Genomic DNA, 435 nt, shown 5'->3' with positions numbered 1-435 from the left:
GCCACCAGCACGCAGATCACGAAGAACAGCGGCCAGCCGGTCGCCTTGGCGACATAGCCGGCCACCGACGACAGATACGTCCGCCCCACGGCCGCGAGCGCGGTGAGCAGCGCGTATTGCGTCGCCGTGTGCAGTGGGTTCTGGCATAGCGCGGAGAGGTAGGCGACGAAGATCACCGTGCCAATGGCGCTGGTGAAGTTTTCGCAAGTGATGGCGAAGGCGAGCGCCCACTGGCTGGTGCCGACGTATGCAAGCCAGGAGAACGACAGGTTCGCGAGGGCCTGTACCACGCCGCCGATCCACAGGCACGTCGCCAGCGGGTAGCGCCGGGCAAGGAAGCCGCCGGCGAAGCCGCCGATCAGCGTCGCGGCGAGGCCGACCCCCTTCACGATCGCCGCATAGTCGTTGCGGGAGAAGCCGAGGTCGATCACGAAC

General features: G+C 67.1%; 1 protein-coding gene. It reads right to left on the bottom strand.

The window, feature by feature from the left end:
• Nucleotides 1-435, bottom strand: a 435-nt coding sequence (locus KBY19_RS37900) for a hypothetical protein (RefSeq protein WP_210967540.1), incomplete at both ends; no start/stop codon positions are given.

The organism is Streptomyces sp. B15, from assembly GCF_018070605.1.
GTDB classification, from domain to species: Bacteria; Actinomycetota; Actinomycetes; order Streptomycetales; family Streptomycetaceae; genus Streptomyces; species Streptomyces smyrnaeus.
The sequence above is the reverse complement of the archived record's forward strand: the minus strand, read 5'-3'. Positions and strand labels throughout refer to the sequence as shown.